General features: G+C 68.6%; 19 protein-coding genes. 9 read left to right on the top strand and 10 right to left on the bottom strand.

All coding sequences use genetic code 11. The annotated features are described in order from the left end of the window. Window positions 1–145 precede the first annotated feature (145 nt). Complete coding sequence (gene pbpC / locus MMG85_RS07660; RefSeq protein WP_241045513.1) at window positions 146–2,506, top strand: penicillin-binding protein 1C; 2,361 nt, start codon at window positions 146–148, stop codon at window positions 2,504–2,506. 123 nt (window positions 2,507–2,629) lie between these two features. Here pbpC and MMG85_RS07655 read toward each other — a convergent pair whose 3' ends face one another. Then, window positions 2,630–3,109 carry a peroxiredoxin gene (locus MMG85_RS07655; protein ID WP_241045512.1) on the bottom strand — a complete coding sequence of 160 codons (480 nt, stop codon included), beginning with the start codon at window positions 3,107–3,109 and terminating at the stop codon, window positions 2,630–2,632. Window positions 3,110–3,258: 149 nt separating this feature from the next. On the opposite strand from MMG85_RS07655, the gene MMG85_RS07650 reads away from it, so the two are divergent. Together MMG85_RS07650 and MMG85_RS07645 are read left to right on the top strand one after the other, a co-directional pair. Then, window positions 3,259–3,702, top strand: a complete 444-nt coding sequence (locus MMG85_RS07650; RefSeq protein WP_055944230.1) for an Hsp20/alpha crystallin family protein — start codon at window positions 3,259–3,261, stop codon at window positions 3,700–3,702. Between the two features lie 138 nt (window positions 3,703–3,840). Continuing rightward, window positions 3,841–4,728, top strand: a complete 888-nt coding sequence (locus tag MMG85_RS07645) for a DnaJ C-terminal domain-containing protein (RefSeq protein WP_241045511.1) — start codon at window positions 3,841–3,843, stop codon at window positions 4,726–4,728. A gap of 330 nt (window positions 4,729–5,058) precedes the next feature. On the opposite strand, the gene MMG85_RS07640 is transcribed toward MMG85_RS07645, so the two are convergent. After that, entirely contained in the window at window positions 5,059–7,245 is a 2,187-nt protein-coding gene (locus MMG85_RS07640) for a M3 family metallopeptidase (protein WP_241045510.1), read from the bottom strand. Window positions 7,246–7,389: 144 nt separating this feature from the next. On the opposite strand from MMG85_RS07640, the gene MMG85_RS07635 reads away from it, so the two are divergent. After that, on the top strand, window positions 7,390–9,423 hold the full coding sequence (locus MMG85_RS07635) for an amidohydrolase family protein (RefSeq protein WP_241045509.1): 2,034 nt from the start codon (window positions 7,390–7,392) through the stop codon (window positions 9,421–9,423). 96 nt (window positions 9,424–9,519) lie between these two features. On the opposite strand, the gene MMG85_RS07630 is transcribed toward MMG85_RS07635, so the two are convergent. Then, a complete protein-coding gene (locus MMG85_RS07630; protein ID WP_241045508.1) occupies window positions 9,520–10,116 on the bottom strand; it encodes a hypothetical protein in 597 nt (198 codons plus the stop codon). Between the two features lie 127 nt (window positions 10,117–10,243). Here MMG85_RS07630 and MMG85_RS07625 point away from each other — a divergent pair, with 127 nt between their 5' ends. Both MMG85_RS07625 and MMG85_RS07620 read left to right on the top strand, forming a co-directional pair. Continuing rightward, window positions 10,244–10,726, top strand: coding sequence for a glutathione peroxidase (locus MMG85_RS07625; RefSeq protein ID WP_241045507.1), 483 nt, complete (start codon window positions 10,244–10,246; stop codon window positions 10,724–10,726). Between the two features lie 7 nt (window positions 10,727–10,733). Beyond that, window positions 10,734–11,129, top strand: coding sequence for a hypothetical protein (locus MMG85_RS07620; protein ID WP_241045506.1), 396 nt, complete (start codon window positions 10,734–10,736; stop codon window positions 11,127–11,129). On the opposite strand, the gene MMG85_RS07615 is transcribed toward MMG85_RS07620, so the two are convergent. From MMG85_RS07615 to MMG85_RS07585, 7 genes are all read right to left on the bottom strand, one after another. Then, window positions 11,114–11,854 carry an alpha/beta hydrolase gene (locus MMG85_RS07615; RefSeq protein ID WP_241045505.1) on the bottom strand — a complete coding sequence of 247 codons (741 nt, stop codon included), beginning with the start codon at window positions 11,852–11,854 and terminating at the stop codon, window positions 11,114–11,116. The genes MMG85_RS07620 and MMG85_RS07615 overlap by 16 nt on opposite strands. 111 nt (window positions 11,855–11,965) lie before the next feature. Beyond that, window positions 11,966–12,511: a TlpA disulfide reductase family protein gene (locus MMG85_RS07610; protein ID WP_241045504.1), complete on the bottom strand. Its 546-nt coding sequence runs from the start codon at window positions 12,509–12,511 to the stop codon at window positions 11,966–11,968. Between the two features lie 67 nt (window positions 12,512–12,578). Further along, the gene (locus MMG85_RS07605; protein ID WP_241045503.1) at window positions 12,579–13,358 is read right to left on the bottom strand and encodes a ferredoxin--NADP reductase; all 780 of its coding nucleotides are present in this window, start codon (window positions 13,356–13,358) and stop codon (window positions 12,579–12,581) included. 68 nt (window positions 13,359–13,426) lie between these two features. Further along, a complete protein-coding gene (locus MMG85_RS07600; RefSeq protein WP_241045502.1) occupies window positions 13,427–14,539 on the bottom strand; it encodes an NAD(P)/FAD-dependent oxidoreductase in 1,113 nt (370 codons plus the stop codon). 137 nt (window positions 14,540–14,676) lie between these two features. Next, the gene (locus MMG85_RS07595) at window positions 14,677–16,341 is read right to left on the bottom strand and encodes a pseudouridine synthase (protein WP_241045501.1); all 1,665 of its coding nucleotides are present in this window, start codon (window positions 16,339–16,341) and stop codon (window positions 14,677–14,679) included. Further along, a complete protein-coding gene (scpB, locus tag MMG85_RS07590) occupies window positions 16,338–17,165 on the bottom strand; it encodes an SMC-Scp complex subunit ScpB (protein ID WP_241045500.1) in 828 nt (275 codons plus the stop codon). Before scpB ends, MMG85_RS07595 begins: the two co-directional genes overlap by 4 nt. 46 nt (window positions 17,166–17,211) lie before the next feature. Beyond that, entirely contained in the window at window positions 17,212–18,117 is a 906-nt protein-coding gene (locus tag MMG85_RS07585; RefSeq protein ID WP_241045499.1) for a ScpA family protein, read from the bottom strand. Between the two features lie 372 nt (window positions 18,118–18,489). Here MMG85_RS07585 and MMG85_RS07580 point away from each other — a divergent pair, with 372 nt between their 5' ends. The 3 genes from MMG85_RS07580 (at window position 18,490) to bglX (ending at window position 21,396) form a co-directional block, all read left to right on the top strand. Beyond that, a complete protein-coding gene (locus MMG85_RS07580) occupies window positions 18,490–18,789 on the top strand; it encodes a YciI family protein (protein ID WP_241045498.1) in 300 nt (99 codons plus the stop codon). After that, window positions 18,786–19,055, top strand: a complete 270-nt coding sequence (locus MMG85_RS07575; protein WP_241045497.1) for a BolA family protein — start codon at window positions 18,786–18,788, stop codon at window positions 19,053–19,055. Before MMG85_RS07580 ends, MMG85_RS07575 begins: the two co-directional genes overlap by 4 nt. 82 nt (window positions 19,056–19,137) lie before the next feature. After that, complete coding sequence (bglX, locus tag MMG85_RS07570; protein WP_241045496.1) at window positions 19,138–21,396, top strand: beta-glucosidase BglX; 2,259 nt, start codon at window positions 19,138–19,140, stop codon at window positions 21,394–21,396. Window positions 21,397–21,459: the final 63 nt, after the last annotated feature.

Below are 21,459 nucleotides of genomic sequence, written 5' to 3'. Positions count from 1 at the left end.
AGCTCCTCCAGCATGCGCTGGAATGACGGGATGGGAGGGGCAAAAGGTCTCCCGGCCGTCATCCCGGCGAACGCCGGGATCCATCTTGATCTTCAGCCATCCATGGCCCATGACACAGCGGATCAAACGCGAAGTGGATTCCAGCATGCGCTGGAATGACGAAGCTCGGAGAGGTCGCTGGCTGTCCCGCCTTCGATGGTCGACGGTGGTGGTGCTCGTCGCACTGCTTGTGGCGGATCTCGTCTTCCCACCCCCTCTGCCAAAGACCCGCGACACCAGCACCCTGGTCGTCGCGCGCGACGGCACGCCACTCCGGGCCTTCGCCGATCGTGAGGGCGTGTGGCGTTACCCCGCGTCGCCCGACACGGTCTCGCCGCTCTACCTGCAGGCGTTGCTGAGCTACGAAGACCGCTGGTTCTGGCAACATCCCGGCATCAATCCCTGGGCGCTGGTGCGTGCGGCCGGGCAGTTCGTGCAGCACGGCCGCGTGGTCTCCGGCGGTTCCACGCTGACCATGCAAGTGGCGCGCATGCTGGACCGGCATTCACGCACGCCGTGGGGCAAGGCCAAGCAGATGCTGCGGGCGGTGCAGCTCGAAGTGCATCTGTCCAAGCGCGAGATCCTGACGCTGTATCTGGAACGTGCGCCGTTCGGCGGCACCATCGAAGGCGTGGATGCGGCGAGCTGGGCCTATCTCGGCAAACCGGCGGCTCGGCTCTCGCATGCCGAAGCGGCGCTGCTGGCAGTGCTGCCGCAATCACCGAGCCGGCTGCGTCCGGACCGCCATCCCGATGCAGCGCGCCTGGCGCGCGACAAGGTGCTGCAGCGCATGGCCGACCTCGGCGTCTGGTCGAAGGCCGAGGTCGACGATGCCCGCATCGAACCCGTCGTCGCCCGCAGCCTGCAGGCACCCTTGAGCGCCGCGCTGCTGGCCGAACGCCTTCGCCGGCAACAGCCACGCGCGCCGCGCATCACCTCCACCCTCGACGCCGGTCTGCAGCGTACGCTGGAAGGGCGCGTGCAGGGTTACTTCTCCACGCTGCCCGCCCGTACCTCCGCCGCGCTGCTGGTGGTCGACAACGCCACGATGGAGGCACGTGCCTATGTCGGCTCGGTGGCGTTCGGCGATCGCGAGCGACTCGGGCACGTGGACATGGTGCAGGCATGGCGTTCGCCCGGTTCGACGCTGAAGCCGTTCCTGTACGGGCTGGCCTTGGACGATGGACTGATCCACTCGGAAAGCCTGCTGATCGACGCACCGCAGTCCTTCGGCGGCTACCGCCCCGGCAACTTCGACGCCGCCTTCAACGGCCCGGTCAGCGCCGCCGATGCGCTGCGCCTGTCGCTCAATGTGCCGGCGGTGGACCTGCTGGATCGCGTCGGGCCGGCGCGCTTCTCTGCGCGACTGGCGAACAACGGGCTGGTGCTGCGCTATCCGCGCGGTGCGCAACCGAACCTGTCGCTGATCCTCGGCGGCACCGGTGCACGGCTGGAGGATCTGGTGGGGGCGTACGCCGGATTGAACCGCGGCGGACTGTCGGGCCGCGTGCGCTACACCGCGCAGGAGCCGACGTCCGACCGGCGCCTGCTGTCGCCCGGCGCGGCGTGGATCATCCGCGAAGTGCTGGAGGCGAATCCGCGCCCCGGCTACGGCAGTGGCGTGCTGGATATCGGCCATCGTCCGCGCGTGGCCTGGAAGACCGGCACCAGTTACGGCTTCCGCGATGCCTGGGCGCTCGGCAGCACGCGGCGCTACACGGTCGGCGTGTGGGTGGGTCGCCCCGACGGCACGCCCTTGCCCGGCCAGTACGGTGCCGTCACGGCGCTGCCGTTGATGTTCGAAGTGATCGACAGCCTGCCGCGCGCGCAGGGCGATGCCGGTCCTGCGCCGCCGCCTGCCGATGTCGCGGAGCAGGCGATCTGCTGGCCACTGGGCACACAGGCAGACGCCGAGTCGCCGCAGCTCTGTCAGCGCCGGCGCGAGGCGTGGACGCTGGGCGGCAACGTGCCGCCGACCTTCGCCGAGCGCGACGCGCGCCTGTGGAATGCGGGGCGCGAACGCTTCGAGGTGGATGCCCGCACCGGCCTGCGCCTGTCAGGCGAATGCGCACGGGCGCATGAGGCGCGCGGCACCGAGATCGCGCGCTGGCCCGCACTGGCCTCTCCGTGGCTGCCCGCGCGTGAGCGGATAGCGTCGCGGCTGCCGCCGCTGTCGCCGGACTGCCAGCCCGATGGCCGCGACGCCGCCGAGGAGCTGCGCATTGACGGCCTCAACGATCTCGCCACGCTGGCCCGCGCACCCGGCAGCGAGCATGGCGTGCGCCTGCAACTGCGCGCGCTCGGCACCGACGCGCGCGTGCAGTGGCTGCTGGACGGTCGCTGGATCGCGGAGACGCGCGGCGCGCAGGCGTTCCAGCAGGATTTCACCGAGCCGGGTGAGCACCAGCTCACCGCACTCGCCGACAGCGGTGCCTGGGCGCGAGTGCGGTTCACCGTGCTGCGGTAGGGCGCTCAAATACCCGCGCGGCGTCGCAGGAGCGGGCCTGCCCGCGATGCTTGTTCATGCGATACAGCAAGGCATCGCGCCCGAGGGCGCTCCTACAAGGAAGCGGGTGCGGGACGCGTGGACTCAGCTGATCTGTTCCAGCACATGCTCCGCGCCGGAGACCTTGTACTCGCCCGGGGCTTCGACGAACACGTTCTTCACCACGCCGTCTTCGACGTACAGCGCGAAACGCTTGGCGCGGATGCCCATGCCGTAGGCGCTGGCGTCCATCTCCAGGCCCAGCGCCTTCGCGAAGTCGGCGTTGCCATCGGCCAGCATCTGCAGGCCGTCCGGCACGTGCTGGGTCTTGCCCCAGGCCTGCATGACGAACGGGTCGTTGACCGACACGCAGAACACCTCGATGCCGCGGCTGCGGAAGTCGTCGAAGTGCTGCACATAGCTGGGCAGGTGCTTCTCCGAGCAGGTCGGGGTGAAGGCGCCCGGCACGGCGAACAGCACCGCCTTGCGGCCGTCGAACAGGGTGGTGGTATCCACCGTTTCGACGCCTTCGCGGATACGCTTGAGAGTGACTTCGGGGACGCGCTCGCCAACCTGGATGCTCATGGGATTGCCTTGTGTGGACGGAAACTGAATGCAGTGTAGCGCGCACCCGTGGCGGGGCCGTGACGGCCTTGAAAGCCCGGGCGTCGCGCCTACTTTCCCGGGCACAGGCGGCCGGCGTGGCCGGCGCCACTTCCCGAGGAGACATCGACATGAGCATCGTGCAGTACAACCCCTGGGGCAACGCCCGTGGCCTGCAGGACGAGATCAAGCAGGTCTTCGACCGCTTCCTGGGCGAAGCCGACGCCGACCAGTCCAACGTGGTGACCAGCCAGTGGGCGCCGCGCGTGGACATCCGTGAAGACGGCGACCGCTTCGTGATCCTGGCCGACATTCCCGGCGTGGACCCCAAGGACATCGAGATCCACATGGACAAGGGCATCCTGACCCTGCGCGGCGAGCGTGCCGCGGAGAAGAAGGACGAAGGCACGCGCTTCTCCCGCGTCGAGCGCGTCTACGGCACCTTCTACCGCCGCTTCTCGCTGCCGGACAGCGCCAATCCCGACGGCATCACCGCCAGCGGCAGGCACGGCGTGCTGCAGATCGACATTCCCAAGAAGCCCGAAACCACGCCGCGCCGCATCCAGGTGCAGTGACCCGCGCGTCCCGCCGTCGCTGCACGGCGGGGCCACGGGCGTAGCGATAGAATCGGCCCGTGGCGCCCGCGTCGCGGGCCGTTCTTTTTTCCGGATGTCGTGCGTCTGCGCGCATCCGCGTGATCCTGCGGAGATCCCATGCAGTTCAAGGACTATTACGCGGTACTGGGCGTCGAGCCCACCGCTGGCGATGCCGAGATCAAGACGGCATACCGTCGGTTGGCCCGCAAGTACCACCCGGACGTCAGCAAGGAAGCCGGCGCCGAGGACCAGTTCAAGGCCGTCAACGAGGCCTACGAGGCGCTGCGCGACCCGCAGAAGCGGGCGGCCTACGACCAGTTGCGCGCGCGCGGCTACCGGCCGGGCGAGGAGTTCCGGCCGCCGCCGGATTTCGGCCGCGGCGGACCCGGCGCGCAGGAGTTCGACTACGACGAGATCTTCGGCGGCGCGGGAGGCGGCAGCGGCGGCTTCAGCGATTTCTTCGAAGGCCTGTTCGGCCGTCGGGCGCGTGCGGAGCAGGGCGGCCCACGGGGTCCGCAGCCCACGCGCGATTCGCGCGCCAAGCTCGCCGTACCGCTGCAGGCGGTGCACGACGGCGGCAGCGTGCGCGTGAACGTCAACGACAGGCAGCTGGACGTGAAGGTGCCGAAGGGCGTCAAGCCCGGCCAGGTGATCCGGCTGACCGGGCAGGGCATGCAGGGCGGCAACCTCTTGCTGGAAGTGGAATACGCGCCGCATCCGCAGTTCGAGGTCGACGGCCGCAACATCATCCATGTGCTGTCCCTGACGCCGTGGCAGGCCGCGTTGGGCGCGACGCTCAGCGTGCCCACGCTGGGCGGCGAGGTCGAACTGAAGATCCCCGCCGATTCCGACGCGGGCCGCAAGCTGCGCTTGCGCGGCCGCGGCCTGCCCGGCACGCCGCCGGGCGACCAGATCGTGGAACTGGAAGTCACCGCGCCGCGCGCCGAAACCGAGGAGCAGCGCAAGGCGTACACCAAGCTGGCCAAGGCCTTCGGCCACGCGTAAGGCCAAACATCGCCCCCATGCAGGAGCGGGCCATGCCCGCGATGCTCTTGAGGACATGTACGAAAGGCATCGCGGGCATGGCCCGCTCCTGCAGGCCGGGATGGTGGCGGTACAGCCCGCCGTCACGGGGCCGGAGCATGGCGAAAATTTCGCCACCGATCTTGACAGCCCCGCCGTGCAAGGCGGTCACGCGGTTATCCACAGATTGATGCACGCGTCATCCACATGCCCTGTGGAAAACCCGGCGGCCGGCGACGGCTTTCCGTGGCCCGGAAAGCACCACGCCACCCGAAGGTGGCGTGGTGGAAACGGCCGCGAAACGTCAGGCGCTTACTTGACGGGCTTGCCTGCCGGCGCGCTTTCCGGTGCGGTCAAGCCACGCTTCTCCAGCAGCGGCTCGATCTTCGGATCGTGGCCGGCGAAGTCGCGGAACAGCTTCATCGCGTCCTGGCTGCCGCCCTGCGACAGCAGCGTCTTGCGGAAGTGGTCGCCGTTCTTGCGGGTCAGGCCGCCATTGTTCTTGAACCACTCCACACTGTTGGCATCCAGCACTTCCGACCAGATGTAGGCGTAGTAGCCGGCCGAGTAGCCGCCCATGATGTGGCTGAAGTACGGCGTCTTGTAGCGCGGCGGCACCGGCGCGTAGTTGATGCCGTCGGCGGTCAGTGCGGCGGCCTCGAACTTCATCACGCCGGCGGCGTCGGGCACCTGGTCGGCGGTGATCTGGTGCCAGCGCTGGTCCAGCATCGCGGCGCCGAGGTACTCGGTGGTGGCGAAGCCCTGGTTGAACTTGGACGCGGCGATCACCTTGTCCAGCAGCGCCTGCGGCATCGCTTCGCCGGTCTTGTGATGCTTGGCGTAGTTGGCCAGGATCGACGGCCAGTCGGCCCACATCTCGTTGACCTGCGACGGGTATTCCACGAAGTCGCGCGGCACGCTGGTGCCGCTGAAGTACGGATACTTCACGTCGGAGAACATGCCGTGCAGCGCGTGGCCGAATTCGTGGAACGTGGTGGTCACTTCGTCCCACGTCATCAGCGTGGGCTCGCCGGCCGGCGGCTTCGGCACGTTCAGGTGGTTGGCGACCACCGGCTTGTCGCCGCTCAGGCCCGACTGCGAGACGTACGAGTTCATCCAGGCGCCACCGCGCTTGGAGTCGCGCGCGTACGGGTCGAAGATGAAGATCGCCAGCTGCGAACCGTCGGCGTTGAACACGTCGTAGGTCCAGGTGTCGGCGTGGTACTTCGGCAGGTCGGTGCGTTCCTTAAAGGTCAGTCCGTACAGCTGGGTGGCGGCGAAGAACACGCCGTTCTCCAGCACGTTCTTCATCTCGAAGTACGGCTTGAGCTGCGACTCGTCGAAGTTGTACTTCGCCGCGCGCACCTTCTCGGTGTAGAACGCCCAGTCCCACGGTTCCAGCGCGAAGGTCGGCTGGCCCTTGGCCTTCTGCTCCTGGTCGATCATCGCCTGCAGGTCGGCGGCTTCGCGCTTGGCGTTTGCCACGGCAGCCGGCGCCAGCTTGCCAAGCATCGCGTTGACCGCTTCCGGCGTGCGCGCAGTCTGGTCTTCCAGGCCGTAGGCGGCGTGGTTGGGGTAGCCCAGCAGCTTCGCGCGGTCGGCGCGCAGCTTCATGATGCGCGAGACCAGCGCGGTGGTATCGAACTCGCCACCGCGGCTGCCGCGCGCCACCGAGGCCTCGTGCAGGCGCTGGCGCAGGGCGCGGTTGGTCAGCTGCGACTCCGGCGGCTGGCCGGTGGTGTTGAGCAGGGTCAGCACGTACTTGCCTTCGTGGCCACGCTTCTTGGCGGCTTCGGCGGCGGTGGCGATCTGGCCCTCGGTCAGGCCATCGAGCTGCTTGACGTCATCGACCACGATGGCCGAGGCATTGACTTCCTTCAGCACGAAATCGCTGAACTTCGTGCCCAGCGAGGCGAGCTCGGCATTCATCGCCTTCAGCGTGGCCTTGTCGGCATCGTTGAGGTTGGCGCCGGAGCGGACGAAGCTGGTGTGGTAACGCTCGATCAGGCGCACGCCCTGCGCGTCCAGGCCCAGCGCGTTGCGCTGGTCGTACAGCGCCTTGATGCGGGCGAACAGCTTCGGGTTCAGGCTGATGGCATCGCCATGCGCGGCGAACTTTGCCGAGTAGTCGGCGCGCAGCTTGTTGCGCGCGTCATTGGTGTCGGTGCCCACCAGGTTGAAGAACACGGTGGTGGCGCGGTCCAGCACCTGGCCGGACTTCTCCAGCGCGATGATGGTGTTGTCGAAGGTCGGCGCGGCCGGGTTGTTGGCGATGGCGTCGATCTCCTTCAGCTGCTCGGCCATGCCGGCGTCGAAGGCGGGGGCGAAGTCGCTGTCCTTGATCTTGTCGAACTGCGGGTAGTGCAGCGGCAGTGGGCTTTCGGCGAAGAAGGGATTGGCCGCCTGGGCGGTCTGGGTGGCCGGCGTGGCGGCCTGGCTGTAGGCGGGCATGGCGAGTCCGAGGGTCGCGGCAAGCGCGATGGCGAGGCGGGTGGTCATGAAGCGCTACGTCCTTACAAAGGTGGATTCCCAAGGGTAACCCAAGGGGGAAAGGCCGGACCCATGACGAAAGGCATGGGCGGCCGGCCCGGCGGCATCCCAAGCTCCGGCAGAATGGCGCCTGCGCCTCTGTCGGAGAGACCTGTGAAGCCTGTCCTTGCCTTCTGCTGCGCCTTGTTGCTGACCCCCGCCGCGCTGGCAGCCGAAACGCTGAGGTACGTCGCCCTGGTGGACGGCGGCAAGCAGGCCGGCGAACAGACGGTCGTCACCGGCGACGACGGCATCACGCGGGTGGACTTCATCTTCAAGGACAACGGGCGCGGCCCGGACCTGAAGGAAGAATTCCGGTTGCGGGCGGACGGCACGTTCGAGCGCTACCAGGTAAACGGCGCCTCGACGTTCGGCGCGCCGGTCGACGAGACGTTCGTCCGCGAAGGCGACACCGGCACCTGGAAGAGCACCTCCGACAGCGGGACGCACACGTTCACCGGCACCGCGCTCTACACCCCGCTGGGCGGCACCCCGGCCGCGATGTCGGTCGCGCTGGCGGTGCTGGCCAGGCAGGCCGACGGCAAGCTGCCGCTGGTCCCGAGCGGCACGCTGACCCAGCGCAAGGTCGCGTCGATGGACATCGCCCGCAACGGGAAGACGCAGACCGTCGACCTGCTGGCGTTGACCGGTATCGGCTTCACGCCCAGCTTCGTGTGGGTGACGCGGGGCACCGAGCCGCGCCTGTTCGCCTACATCCAGCCGGGGTTCCTGCAACTGATCGAGGACGGCTGGCAGGGCAGCGCAAACGCACTCGAGGCGCGCCAGAAGACCGCCGAGCGCGAAGCGCTCGTCGCGTTGCAGCAGCGGTTGGCGCATCCGCTGCCGGGCACCACGCTGATCCGCAACGCGCGCGTGTTCGACAGCGAGAAGGCGGTGCTGGGCGCGCCGTCGGATGTCGTCGTGCGCGACGGCAGGATCGTGTCGGTGTCGCCGGCCGGCGCGGCGCCGGTGGAGGCGCAGCAGGTGGTCGACGCGGACAACCGTGTGCTGTTGCCCGGCCTGTACGACATGCATGTGCATGCCGGCAGCTGGGAGGGCGGGCTGCACCTTGCCGCGGGCATCACCAGCGCGCGCGACATGGGCAACGACAACGCCACGCTGCAACAGCTGATGGCGGAGGAGAGGGACGGCACGTTGATGCACCCGCGGGTGATCCCGGCGGGTTACATTGAGGGCAAGAGTCCGCACTCGTCGCAGGGCGGCTTCGTGGTGGAGGATCTGGCCGGTGCGAAGCGGGCCATCGACTGGTATGCCGATCACGGCTACCCGCAGATCAAGATCTACAACTCGTTCCCGAAAGAGATCTTGCGCGACACCACCGCCTACGCCCATCAGCGCGGCATCCGTGTCAGCGGCCATGTGCCGGCGTTCCTGCGCGCGCAGGACGTGGTGGAGCAGGGTTACGACGAGATCCAGCACATCAACCAGGTGATGCTGAACTTCTTCGTCACGCCGGACACCGACACCCGCACGCTGGCACGCTTCTACTTGGTGGCGGACCGGACCGACGGCCTGGACTTCGATAGCGCGCCGGTGCAGGACTTCATTGCCGAACTGGCGAAGAAGCAGGTCGTCGTCGATCCGACGCTGGCCACGTTCGAGTTCCTGCACCAGCGCGAGGGCCAACTGTCGCCGATCGTGGCGGATGTCGCCGCCCACCTGCCGCCGGACGTGCAGCGCAGCCGGCGCGCGGCGGAAATGGATATTCCGGACGATGCCACCGGCGCGCGCTACAAGCGCAGCTTCGACAAGCTGGTGGAGTTCACCGGGCGGATGTACCGAGCGGGCGTGCCGCTGGTGGCAGGCACCGACGAACTTCCGGGCTTCACCCTGCAGCGCGAGCTGGAACTGTACGTGCAGGCCGGGCTGACGCCGTCGCAGGTACTGCAGGTGGCTACGTGGAACGGCGCCAAGTACAGCCGCACGCTCGACGACGCCGGTTCCATCACGCCCGGGAAGCGCGCCGACCTGGTACTGGTGGATGGCGACCCGACCACCGACATCGCCGACATCCGCAAGCTGGCGCTGGTCATCAAGAACGGGCGCGCGTACTACCCGGCGGAGATCCACGAGGCGCTGGGCATCCGGCCGTTCGCGCCGGCACTGAAGGTACAGCCGGCACGCTGACGCAGCTGTTGTGGGAGCGACGTCAGTCGCGACAGCAGATCAGGAGTGCGCCAGGTATGTGGTCGCGACTGACGTCGCTCCTACAGGAGGGCAGGGCTACGTCAGGATTTCGTAGCGCCGCCAGATCCACGACAACTCGTATAGCAGCGCCATCACCGCGAACGTGCCATGGAAGCGCGGACTGCGCGTGGCGATGGCCACCAGGCTCCCGGCGATGTACAGCGCATTGCGTACCCAGTACTCGGAGCCGAGCTGCTGTGCATACGCCAGGCCTTTGATAAGGGTGTCTCCGATATCCACCACGAACATCAGCGCGAGCAGTCCGAAGAACCAGGTCCGTCGGTCGTAGTAGTAATCACGGTAGCCGCTTCCTTCGGTCAGCGATTCGGGAAATACCAGTGCGCACAGCAGGTAGAGCAGCAGCGCGTACAAGGTGACGTACAGGTAGAGCATGAAGCTCCAGTGCGACTGGTGGGAGAGGCTGAATTCCCACCACCAGAAGTGCAGCATGTAGACGAACATGAAACCCGCCCAGACCAGGTGCACGCCGTAGATCCGGTGCGCCCGGGGGCGTTCGACGATGCGCGCCACGTGGCGCAGCAGGTGGGTCAGGCCCAGGCCGACGATCATGCCCAGCAGGATGCGGACATGGATGTAGAGGTTGGCATGGCTGGCGGGATCGTCGGTTTGCATGAGCGTCCACGGACCGGTGCTGGCGGCTACGTTAGCGGATCATCGCCACGCTGCCCATCCGGAGCAGGGGGAGCCTTGCCCTGTCCGCGCCGGAGGTGTCTGATAGCGGCTTTCCGGGAGCCAACGCATGACCACCGCCTACGACTTCTCCGCGCAGGACCTCGACGGTCGCGAGCGATCGCTGTCCGAGTACCAGGGCAAGGCCCTGTTGATCGTCAACGTTGCATCCAAGTGCGGCTTCACCCCGCAGTACACCGGGCTGGAAGCGCTGTGGCGGGAGTTCGGACCCAAGGGGCTGGTGGTGCTGGGTTTCCCGTGCGACCAGTTCGGCCACCAGGAGCCCGGCGACGAGGCCGAGATCCGCAACTTCTGCTCGCTGAACTACGACGTGACGTTCCCGATGTTCGCCAAGGTCGAAGTGAACGGCAATGGCGCGCATCCGCTGTGGACGTGGCTGAAGCAGGAGAAGAGCGGGCTGCTCGGCATCAGCGCCATCAAATGGAACTTCAGCAAGTTCCTCGTCGGTCGCGATGGCAAGGTGATCAAGCGCTATGCGCCCACCGACACGCCCGAGTCGCTGGCGGGCGACATCCGCGCCGCGCTGGGCTGAGGATGCCATGAGCGGTGCCGATACGCGCGTGTTCCACATCGAGTTCGGCAGTACCGACTACGGACTGCGCGCGTGGGTGACCGGCACCAACGGCACGCTGGAAACGACACTGGCCTGCTGGCGGGCCATCGCCGACGAGGTGCGCCGGCTGTCGCCCTTCGGTCTGCTGGTGGTCGACGACATGGAAGGCGTGGCGCCGCCGCCGGAGCAGTTGCTGGAGTTCGTGCAGTCGATGCGCGGGCAGGGCATGGAAGCGGTCCGCATCGCGTATGTCGAGAAGCATGCCGAGCAGATCCCGGAAGTCGAGTTCGCCGGGCTGCTGGCGAACGAGCACGGGTTCGTCGCCCGCGTGTTTGCCGACGAAACCGATGCCGTCCGGTGGCTGCGCTACGGCGAGCGCTGAGCGTCCAGCCGCGCCGGGCCCGCGGCGGCGAGCAGGCGCCGGGCCAGGGGTGACCACACCTTCCACGCGTGGCCGCCTTCCACCACCACCGTATTGTCCTCCGGCAGCAGCGCGGCGAGCGGCGGCATCGCTCCCGCCAGCCGGTCGTCGGCCCCGTAACCCAGCCAGACCGAGCGCGTGCGCGCCGGATCGTTGCGCCAGCCCTGCAGGTGTCGCCACAGCTCGCGCTGGTAGTTGCCGGCGTTCACCTCGGCGGGCACCGGACCCGCATCCCACTGCATCAGTCCGCGGGTACGGATGTCGTCCACCAGCGCGCGATCGCCCAGGTAGGGCGCCAGCAGCACCAGGCCGTCGGCGTCGCCGGGATACGCGCGGTCGTACATCAACGTGCCCATGCCGCCCATGGAGGCACCCATCAGCCACACCTCGCGGTAGCCGCGGGCGCGCGCCGGCACGATCACTTCGTCATGCAACCGTTGCGGTGCGCGTCCCTGCATGTAGTAGCCGAAGCCCAGCCCGGTGAGCACGACGTCGGCGTCGGGCCATGCGGACTGGATGGCCGTCGCGATACCGCTGTCGCGCAGCGCCTGCACATCGTCGCCGCGGCCGGGCAGCACCACCACGAGTCGCGCAGGCGTCCCGGACGCGGGGACGAGCGCCTGCGGCACCGGTGCATGCGGGTTGATCGCAGGCAGGCAACCCGCCAGGGCAAGAGAGACCGCCAACACTGCCCCGTACCACCGCCCGCCTGCCGTCATCGCATCGTCTCCCTGCATCGAGGCGGCGAGACTAGCATCGCCCGCAGGACGGATGCGTGGACGCGCGCGGCGGGCGTGTCAGGGACTGCGCGGCGGTACGCGGCCCTGCAGCGCCTCTTCCGGCAGCAGCGCCATTAGTTCCCGCGCGAAGGACTCCAGCACCGCCTCCGAGTAGCCGCGGTGCGTCTGCACGATCAACCCATCCTGGCCGATGATGAACATGTTGGGCAGCGCGGTGACGCCGTAGCGATCCGTCACCACACCACGCACGTCATGCACGAAGGTCAGGTCCAGGTCCTTGTTCGCACGCAGCACGCCGAGGTAATCGCTGCGCGGCTCCTTCATGTTGATGGCGATGACTTCCAGGTACTCGCGCCCGACCAGCTTCTGCACGTGGCCGAGCATCGGCAGCTCGCGCCGGCAGGGGCCGCACCACGACGCCCAGAACGTCACCACCACCACCTTGCCCTTGAGCGCATCCAGGTCCACCGGATCGCCTTCGCGGTCCTTCAGCGTGATCGGTGGCGGCAGCTCGCCGATCGCGGGTTGCTTGACGGCATCGGCCGCCTGCACGCAAGGAGACGCGGCCAGCAAGGCGGCCAGCAGGAACAGGCTACGGATCACGGCAGGTCCTCCCCAGGACGTCGTGGGCGCAGCCTAGCACCCGTCGCGACCGCGGGGCGAGCGCGCGCTACTTCTCGACGAAGGCGCGCTCGAACACGTACTGGCCGGCGGTGCCGATGCGCGGCGCGGCGGTGAAGCCGCGGCCATCCAGCAGGGCGCGGAAGTCGGCCAGCATCTGCGGGCTGCCGCAGATCATGGCGCGGTCGTGCTCGGCATCCAGCGGTGCGATGCCGAGGCTGTCCATCATCGCGCCGCTGGCCATCAGGTCGGTCAGGCGGCCCTGGTGGACGAAGTCCTCGCGGGTGACGGCCGGGTAGTACAGCAGCTTCTCGCGGATGGTCTCGCCGAGGAACTCGTGCTGCGGCAGTTCCTTCTCGAAATAGTCGCGGTAGGCCAGGTCTTCGGCATGGCGCACGCCATGGGTCAGGATGACCTTGTCGAAGCGCTCGTACGTTTCCGGGTCCTTGATGATGGACAGCCACGGCGCCAGGCCGGTGCCGGTGCCCAGCAGGTAGAGGTTGCGGCCGGGATGCAGGTCGCTGATCAGCAGCGTGCCGGTGGGCTTGCGCCCGATCAGCACGGTGTCGCCGGGCTGGATGTGCTGCAGGCGCGAGGTCAGCGGACCGTTCTGCACCTTGATGCTGAAGAACTCGAGCTGCTCTTCCCAGTTGGCGCTGGCGATCGAATAGGCGCGCAGCAGCGGCTTGCCGTCGACTTCCAGCCCGATCATCACGAACTGGCCGTTCTCGAAGCGGAAACCGTCGTCGCGGGTGGTGGTGAAGCTGAAGTAGGCGTCCGTCCAGTGACGGACGTCGAGCACCGTCTCGGTGCCGAACGCAGAGGACATGGGGGAATGGGGGCGAGTGAAGCGACGCGTCATTGTAGCCGACCGGCGCGCGGCGGCCTTGATCGTGCTCAATCCGCACCGTCTGGAGCGGGCATCCGCCCGCCGCGCTGGTGGAAGCAGAGTTGCTCGACGATGCGGCGTACCGGGCGCGCCGTCAGCAGCAGGTCCATCGGCGCATCGAACTGTCCGTGGTCGAACGCCCAGCGCAGCAGGCGTTTGAACGCGAAGCCCGGAACCGGCGGCGCCATCGAGGCGTCCGCGGCCGCTTCGCCGGACAGGTGGCGGGCCAGCCCGTGCCCGATGGCCGCGCCGTGGCGAAGGCCGGAATGGATGCCGCCGGCCGTCAGCGGCGACACCATGCCGGCGGCATCGCCGACGAGCACCGCGTCGTCGCGCCGCATGGGCCGGACCGGACCGCCGCACGGAATCAGGCCGGCGCGGATGCTGTCCGGCCGTCGTGTGGCCGTCAGCCCCGTCATCGGTGCGATGTGCTGCAGGAAGCCGATCATGTCCGGCGCCTGCGTGCTGCCCGGTCGGTACCGCCGCGCCAGACCCGCCTGCACGCCGGTCGGTGTCTGCGCCACCCAGCCCAGGTAGCCGGGTGCGAAGCGCTTGCTGACGAAGCAGTGCAGGGCATCGGGTTCGCGCAGCGCGATGCCGTCGAACTCGTATTCAACACCGTGCAGGAACTGGTTCACCCGGCCCAGTCCCAGCCGCTGCGCGACCCGCGAGCGTGCGCCATCGGCGCCGACCAGGAAGCGGGCGTGGCCGACGCCTTCCACCTGCCATCCCGTCGAGGTTCGCACCGCGTTGCGGAACGCGCAGCCCCGCTTCAGTTCCACGCCGCACGCCTCGCCACGCTCGCCCAGCCAGCGCATCAGCGCCGGCGTGTCGGTGGTGAGGAAGCGGTAGCCGTCCGCGCCGAGCCGCACGCTGCGCAGGTTCGGCGCGTAGAGGCGGACGTGGGGCACCGCACGCACGAGGGCCGGCGGCAGGCCGGCCAGCAGCGGGGCGTCGCAGGCTTCCTGCACGAGGATGCCGGTGGTGTGGACGCGCTCGCCGAGATCCTGCTTGCGATCGATCACGCAGGCGCGAAAACCACGATGGGCGAGTGCGTGCGCACAGGCGAGGCCGGCGAAGCCGGCACCCACCACGATCACGTCATAACGGGGGGCCTGCATCGGCGGGCATGCGCTCCATCAAAGATGGAGTGCAGCGTGCAGGCCTGACGGGGAGTGGCGATGAAGTCGCCATGAAGTCACCGCGACCAACCCGCAGAAAGCGAGAAGGCGCCGATGGGCGCCTTCTCCGTGTTGCTTCAACCGTGGCCGCCACCGCCGCCACGGGGGCCGCGCTGGCCGCCGCCGCCGGGACGACCGCCGGGGCCGCGTCCACCCGCAGGACGTCCGCCCGGTCGCGGACCGGCCTGCTGCGGACGGTTGCCGCCGCCACCGGGACGCCCCTGCGGCCGCGGGCCGCGCGGCTGCTGGCCGTAAGGACTGAAACCGGGATTGGCATGGTCGGAGGGGAAGCTCGGCGCGCTGCCGGGATGGCCGTACGGACGCGCCGCACGCTGCGGTTTGCCGGCAGCGCCCTGGGCGCCCCGCGGACCGCGTTCTGCCCCGAAGCCGGGACCACGCTCGTTGCCGAAGCGGTCGCCACCGAAGCCACCCGGTCCGCCGCCGGGGCCACGCTTGCCTGCGCCGCCACCGGGCTTGCCACCCGCGCCCGGACGCCCGCCCGGCTTGCCGCCGTAGGGCTTCTTCGGGCCGCCGGGACCGGCGTTGCGGTGACCGGCCGGGCCGGTGTCCACGCCATCCGGGACGTACCAGCTGCGGAACGCGGCCGGATTGCCATCCGGCAACGGCTTCGGCCCCTTGGGCGTGCGCTGCTTGAACGGACGCTGCGACTGCTTGGCCGCCTGTTCGCCGCTGACGGTCAGGCCGCCGTGCGGCTTCTTGCCGCGACCACCGCGGCCGCGGTCTTCACGCACATGGTCGAAGCGGCGCAGTTCGCGGCCTTCGTCGGCGCTGTTGTGGCCGTTGACGTAAGCGCTGCCGCTGCGGCCGCCGCCCACGTGCACGGTGGACTTGGCGGCCTTGCGCTGGCCGATCACCGGCTGCAGGGTCAGGGCGGCGGGCGCGCCGACGTCCAGGCCCAGGTCCTTGCGCAGCGCTTCGACCTGCGCGTCGGGCAGTTCCTGCGTCTGGCCGCGCAGCAGCGGCTGCGGCAGGCTGACCTTGCCGTAGCGCACGCGCTTGAGGCGGCTGACCTGGCAGCCCTGCGATTCCCACAGGCGGCGCACTTCGCGGTTGCGGCCTTCCTTGACCACCACGCGGAACCAGTCGTGCGAATCGGTGCCGCCGATGCGGTCGATCTCGTCGAACTTGGCCGGGCCGTCTTCCAGCGCCACGCCGCGGCGCAGGCGGTCGACGATGTTGTCCGGCACGCTTTCCTGGCCTTCCGGCGCACGCACGCGCACGACGTACTCGCGCTCTACTTCGTACGAAGGATGCATCATCGCGTTGGCGAGTTCGCCGTCGGTGGTCAGCACCAGCAGGCCGGTGGTGTTGATGTCCAGGCGGCCGATCGCGATCCAGCGCGCACCCTTCAGCGAGGGCAGCGCTTCAAAGATCGTCGGACGGCCTTCGGGGTCTTCGCGGGTGGTGACTTCGCCTTCCGGCTTGTTGTAGATCAGCACGCGGGCCGGTTCGGTCAGTGCGCTGGCGACGAAGGTCTTGCCGTCCAGTTCGACGCGGTCGCCGCCCTTGATCGACATGCCGGTCTGCGCGACTTCACCATTCACCTTGACCAGGCCGTCGGCGATGCGCTGCTCCAGCGCACGGCGCGAGCCCAGGCCGGCCTGCGCGAGCACCTTGTGCAGGCGTTCTTCCAGGCGGTGGGTGTCCGCTGCCTCGGCACCTTCGCCGCGCTTCAGCGACAGCTTGCCCAGGGAGGTTTTCTTCGGAGGGGTGTTGCTCATTGTTTCTGCTCCGACGGTGCCCGGTCTTCCTGGTCGGAAGCAGCGGCGTCGTCATCTTCGGGTTGAGGTTCATCGTGATGGCTGGTGTCGTCGCCAGCGTCGTCCGATGGGGTGTCGTCGTCGGCATCGTCCGATGCCGCGGTGTCGTGGTGCTGGTCGTCCGTGGCGCCGTCATCGTCCGCGACGGGCGTGTTCTCGTTGTGCGTGTCGTCGTCCTGATGCGGGTCGACGGCATCGCCACTGGCGATGCTGACCGGCAACGGGGCGCCGTCCAGCGGCAGCTGCGGTTCCAGTTCGCCGATGTCCTTGAGTTCGGACAGCGGCGGCAGTTCGTCCAGCCGCTTCAGGCCGAAGTAGTCGAGGAAGCTCTTGGTGGTGCCGAACAGCGCCGGCTTGCCGGGCACGTCGCGGTGGCCGACCACGCGGATCCATTCGCGTTCTTCCAGGGCCTGGATGATGTTGCTGCTGACCGCCACGCCGCGGACCTGTTCGATCTCGCCGCGGGTGATCGGCTGGCGGTAGGCGATCAGTGCCAGCGTTTCCAGCGTGGCACGGGTGTACTTGGTCTTGCGCTCGGTCCACAGGCGCGCGACCCAGGCATGCACGTCGGCCTTGACCTGGTAGCGGTAGCCGGAGGCGACTTCGACCAGCTCCACGCCGCGGTCGGCGCAGGCGTCAGCCAAGTCCTGCAGCGCCTGTTCGACGCTGCCTTCCGGCGCAGGGTCGTCCTCGGGGAACAGGCCATGCAGCTGCGCCAGCGTCAGCGGCTGGGTGGCGGCCAGCAGGGCGGCCTCCACGATGCGGTTAATGAGCGATTGATCCATGCGGTCCTGTCGTTCGGAAGTGCGGCGGGCGGGCGCCCGGCCGCGGTCACGGGCTGTCGTTGGCGGCGTCGCTGTCGTCGAATTCGCTTGAGAACTGCAGCGGTTCGTTGGTGTTGTTCAGCGCCAGCGACTTGATGTAGATGGGAGCGAGCGGAGCTTCCTGCACGATGTCGAGCAGTTGCTCCTTGGCCAGTTCCAGCATGGCCAGGAAGGTCACCAGCACGCCAAGCTTGCCTTCCTCGGGGGTGAACATGCTCTCGAAGCGATGGAACCGCCCGTCCTCCAGCCGGGTGAGCACGTCGCCCATCCGCTGGCGCACGCTGAGCGCCTCGCGCTTGATGGCGTGGCCGGTGAACAGCTCGGCGCGCTTCAACACGTCGTGCAGGGCCAGCAGCATTTCCTTCAGCTCGACCGGCGGCGGCAGTTTGACCGAGGCACGGTCCGGCACGTCGGCATGCACCGGGGTGGTGTCGCGGTCCTGGCGGGGCAGGGCGTCCAGGTCCTCGGCCGCCTGCTTGAAGCGCTCGTACTCCTGCAGACGGCGGACCAGCTCGGCGCGCGGGTCGCCTTCTTCGCCTTCCTCGCTCACCGGCCGCGGCAGCAGCATGCGTGACTTGATCTCGGCCAGGATGGCGGCCATCAGCAGGTATTCGGCGGCCAGCTCGAACCGCAGCTCCTGCATCACATTGATGTAGGCCACGTACTGCCGGGTGATCTCGGCGACGGGGATGTCCAGGATGTCCAGGTTCTGCCGGCGGATCAGGTACAGCAGCAGGTCCAGCGGGCCCTCGAAGGCATCGAGGATGACTTCCAGCGCGTCCGGCGGGATGTACAGGTCCTGCGGGATCTGCAGGACGGGCTGGCCATGCACCACCGCCAGCGGCATTTCCTGCTGCTGCGGACGCGTGGACGGGGATTGTGGGTTCGCGTCGGACGCGAGTTCTGGGCTCATCAAGTAACAGCCATCGTGCGGGTCACCCTGCGGGCCTGCACGTGGCAGGACGGCGCGGCACCGGCAATGCACCAACCATCATCATGCGTCGCAGGGCGAACGCTTCCCTTACAGCAACCAGCAAAGCACACCGCAGGACTGCGGTGGCGGACAGCGAGAGGTCGTCGGGCGCGGGCGGGTGGGGGCAGCGAATCGAACGTCCCGGTGGTCCCTCGACGGGGCAGGGAGGTCGGCGTGGCCGGTCTTCCCCTGGACGGGCCGCTGCTTCCGGCCGTGCAATGGAACACAGGGTAAGCCTTGGCCCCGACCGTGTCCAGCATCGGCAAGCGGGCCGGCCCGTACAATTCAGACTTCGCCCCAGGAGTGAACACCATGTGGTATGCCATTGAAGGCCATGACGGCCCCGACGTTCTGGCCCGGCGCCTGGCCGCGCGGCCCGAGCACCTGGCGCGGCTGACCGCGCTGCGCGACGAAGGCCGGCTGCTGCTGGCCGGTCCGTGCCCGGCGATCGATGCCGAAGATCCCGGCCCAGCCGGGTTCAGCGGCAGCATCGTGATCGCCGAGTTCGATTCGCTGGAAGACGCCCGGGCCTGGGTCGATGCCGACCCGTATGTCGCCGCCGGCGTCTATGCCCGCGTCGACGTGCGCCCGTTCCGCAAGGTCCTGCCGTGAGCCGGGTCGAACGCATCCGCGACGCGCTGCAGGCCGCCCTGCAGCCGTCGTCGCTGGAGGTGGTGGACGACAGTCACAAGCACGCCGGCCACGAAGGCGCCCGCGACGGACGCGGTCACTTCACCGTTCGCATCACCAGCGACGCCTTCATCGGCAAGGCCCCGCTGGCCCGCCACCGGGCCGTGTATGCCGCCCTGGGCGAGATGATGCAGACCGACATCCACGCCCTGGCCATCGAGGCCCGCACACCGGACGAAGCCGGCTGACATCCTCTGTTCGGCAGCGCGGCATGCGCCGGCCGATGAAAACGTTTACATTCGCCCCCTTTCGTCACGCCGGGAGGGCGCCATGTTCATCAATCACCTTTCATCGCGCCCGCTGCTGGCTGGCCTGATCGCCACCTTGCTGGCCGCCCCGGCCGCCGCCGCGCCGCCGGTATATGCCACACCGCAGGAGAAAGCCTTCGTCGACGCCCTGATGGCGAAGATGACGGTCGAGGAGAAGCTGGGCCAGTTGAACCAGCCGGCCGGCGTGGGCAACAACACCGGCCCGGCCGCCATGACCGGCAACGAGGACCAGATCCGCAAGGGCGAGATCGGCACCTACCTGGGTACCCAGGGCGCGGTGCTGACCTGCCGCCTGCAACGGATCGCGGTGGAAGAGTCGCGGCTGAAGATCCCGCTGATGTTCGGCTTCGACGTGATCCACGGTCACCGCACGGTGTTCCCGGTTCCGCTGGGCGAGTCGGCCAGCTTCGACCCGGTCGAAGTGCAGAACGGCGCCCGCGTGGCCGCGGTCGAAGCGGCGGCGCACGGCATCCACTGGACCTACGCGCCGATGGTGGACATTTCCCGCGACCCGCGCTGGGGCCGCATCGTCGAGGGCGCCGGCGAAGACCCGTATCTTGGCTCGGTGCTGGCCGCTGCACGCGTGCGTGGTTTCCAGGGCGATGACCTGAGCGCGGCGGACACCGTGCTGGCCACCGCCAAGCACTTCGTCGCCTACGGCGCGGCCGAGGGCGGCCGCGACTACAACGTGGCCGACATCTCCGAACGCGCGCTGCACGAGGTCTATCTGCCGCCGTTCAAGGCGGCCGTCGATGCCGGCGCGCAGTCGATCATGGCCGCCTTCAACGAAGTGGCCGGCGTGCCGATGCACGCGCATCGTCCGTTGATCGAGGACGTGCTGCGCAAGCAGTGGGGCTGGGACGGCCTGCTGGTCAGCGACTACACCGGCGTGATGGAACTGATGCCGCACGGCGTGGCCGCCAACCGCGAGGAGGCCGGCATCCTTGGCCTGCGTGCCGGCGTGGACGTGGACATGGTCAGCCAGATCTATGTGAAGGACCTGCCGGCGGCGGTAAAGGCCGGAAAGATCCCCATGGCCGAGCTGGATGCATCCGTGCGTCGTGTACTCAACGCGAAGTACCGCCTGGGCCTGTTCGACGATCCCTACCGCTACTGCACCGACGACGGCGCCCGCGAGCGCGCGCTGACGCTCACCCCGGAGCATCGCGCGGCGGCGCGCCGCATGGCGCAGAAGTCGCTGGTGCTGCTGGAGAACGACCGCAACGTGCTGCCGCTGTCGAAGTCCGTGCGGACGCTGGCGGTGATCGGCCCGCTGGCCGACCATCGCCGCGCCATGCTCGGCAACTGGGCGGTGGCCGGGCGCGAGGAAGACGCGGTGACGCCGGTGCAGGGGCTGAAAGCCGCGTTGGGCGAGGACACGCGGCTGATCGTCGCCAAGGGCGCCGACATCGACAGCCAGGACACGTCCGGCTTCGCCGAGGCGGTGGCGGCGGCGCAGCAGGCCGACGCGGTGGTGATGTTCCTTGGTGAACATCCCGACATGAGCGCCGAGGCGCACAACCGCACCACGCTGGACCTGCCGGGCGTGCAGGAACAACTCGCGCTGCAGGTCGCCGCGACCGGCAAGCCCGTGGTGCTGGTGCTGCTGAACGGGCGTCCGCTGTCGATCGGTGCGCTGAAGGGCAAGGTGCCGGCGATCCTGGAAGCGTGGTTCCCCGGTGTGGAAGGCGGACATGCCATCACCGACGTGCTGTTCGGCGACGTCAATCCGTCGGCCAAGCTGCCGGTGACGTTCCCGCACAACGTCGGGCAGATCCCGCTCTACTACGCGCACCGCAACACCGGCCGTCCGCCAAGCGACACCGACAAGTACACCAGCAAGTATCTGGATGCGCCGTCCACGCCGCTGTACGCGTTCGGCCACGGGCTGAGCTATACGACCTTCCGTTACGACGCGCCGGTGGTGGCGAAGAAGACGCTGGCCCCGTCCGCCCTGCAGCAGCAGGTCAGCGTGCGTGTCACCAACACCGGCAAGCGTGCAGGCGAGGAAGTGGTGCAGCTCTACGTGCGCGACGACGTGGCCAGCGTCACCCGCCCGGTCAAGCAACTGCGCGGCTTCCAGCGCGTGGCGTTGCAGCCGGGCGAGTCGAAGACGGTCACCTTCGAACTCGGCTTCGAGGATCTGGCGATGTACGACGCACGCATGCAGCAGGTGGTGGAGCCGGGCACCTTCACGGTGTTCGTGGGCGGAAGCTCGGATCGCACGCAGCAGGCCGCGTTCTCGGTGGCGGCGCCCTGAAGGACGACTGCGGTGCGGCATCGGTGATGCTGCGCCGCAATATTTTCTGCGACATCAAGGTTC

Origin of the sequence: Pseudoxanthomonas sp. LH2527 (assembly GCF_022539275.1) — a bacterium.
GTDB lineage: Bacteria > Pseudomonadota > Gammaproteobacteria > Xanthomonadales > Xanthomonadaceae > Pseudoxanthomonas_A.
The sequence above is the reverse complement of the archived record's forward strand: the minus strand, read 5'-3'. Positions and strand labels throughout refer to the sequence as shown.

What these genes read in the sequence shown, in the direction of transcription:
- bglX (WP_241045496.1), top strand. Translation starts at nt 19,138, where the DNA reads ATGTTCATCAATCACCTTTCATCGCGCCCGCTGCTGGCTGGCCTGATC.
- scpB (WP_241045500.1), bottom strand. Translation starts at nt 17,165, where the DNA reads ATGGATCAATCGCTCATTAACCGCATCGTGGAGGCCGCCCTGCTGGCC.
- MMG85_RS07645 (WP_241045511.1), top strand. Translation starts at nt 3,841, where the DNA reads ATGCAGTTCAAGGACTATTACGCGGTACTGGGCGTCGAGCCCACCGCT.
- MMG85_RS07620 (WP_241045506.1), top strand. Translation starts at nt 10,734, where the DNA reads ATGAGCGGTGCCGATACGCGCGTGTTCCACATCGAGTTCGGCAGTACC.
- MMG85_RS07640 (WP_241045510.1), bottom strand. Translation starts at nt 7,245, where the DNA reads ATGACCACCCGCCTCGCCATCGCGCTTGCCGCGACCCTCGGACTCGCC.
- MMG85_RS07595 (WP_241045501.1), bottom strand. Translation starts at nt 16,341, where the DNA reads ATGAGCAACACCCCTCCGAAGAAAACCTCCCTGGGCAAGCTGTCGCTG.
- MMG85_RS07605 (WP_241045503.1), bottom strand. Translation starts at nt 13,358, where the DNA reads ATGTCCTCTGCGTTCGGCACCGAGACGGTGCTCGACGTCCGTCACTGG.
- MMG85_RS07625 (WP_241045507.1), top strand. Translation starts at nt 10,244, where the DNA reads ATGACCACCGCCTACGACTTCTCCGCGCAGGACCTCGACGGTCGCGAG.
- MMG85_RS07585 (WP_241045499.1), bottom strand. Translation starts at nt 18,117, where the DNA reads ATGAGCCCAGAACTCGCGTCCGACGCGAACCCACAATCCCCGTCCACG.
- MMG85_RS07650 (WP_055944230.1), top strand. Translation starts at nt 3,259, where the DNA reads ATGAGCATCGTGCAGTACAACCCCTGGGGCAACGCCCGTGGCCTGCAG.
- pbpC (WP_241045513.1), top strand. Translation starts at nt 146, where the DNA reads ATGCGCTGGAATGACGAAGCTCGGAGAGGTCGCTGGCTGTCCCGCCTT.
- MMG85_RS07630 (WP_241045508.1), bottom strand. Translation starts at nt 10,116, where the DNA reads ATGCAAACCGACGATCCCGCCAGCCATGCCAACCTCTACATCCATGTC.
- MMG85_RS07580 (WP_241045498.1), top strand. Translation starts at nt 18,490, where the DNA reads ATGTGGTATGCCATTGAAGGCCATGACGGCCCCGACGTTCTGGCCCGG.
- MMG85_RS07655 (WP_241045512.1), bottom strand. Translation starts at nt 3,109, where the DNA reads ATGAGCATCCAGGTTGGCGAGCGCGTCCCCGAAGTCACTCTCAAGCGT.
- MMG85_RS07600 (WP_241045502.1), bottom strand. Translation starts at nt 14,539, where the DNA reads ATGCAGGCCCCCCGTTATGACGTGATCGTGGTGGGTGCCGGCTTCGCC.